Source organism: Paenibacillus campinasensis (assembly GCF_002272015.1).
Taxonomy (GTDB): Bacteria; Bacillota; Bacilli; order Paenibacillales; family Paenibacillaceae; genus Paenibacillus_AQ; species Paenibacillus_AQ campinasensis.
Map to the genome: position 1 here is coordinate 1 of NZ_NPBY01000170.1, position 202 is coordinate 202.

The 202-nt window shown below is 53.0% G+C and carries 1 rRNA gene; it reads left to right on the top strand.

The features are described 5' to 3' along the window. The first annotated feature begins 85 nt into the window (after positions 1-85). Positions 86-202 (top strand): 5S ribosomal RNA (gene rrf, locus CHH67_RS25905).

Here is a 202-nt window from a genome sequence, read left to right on the forward strand (position 1 = left end):
CATCTGAAATCAAGCTGCATGTCCTTTATAAGGATTGATATTTTCTCGCAGCGATTTTGAGAAGCGGAAGCTTCGAAAAATCATGTCTGGTGGCGATAGCGGAGGGGTTCCACGCGTACCCATACCGAACACGACCGTTAAGCCCTCCAGCGCCGATGGTACTTGGACCGAAGGGTCCCGGGAGAGTAGGACGTTGCCAGGC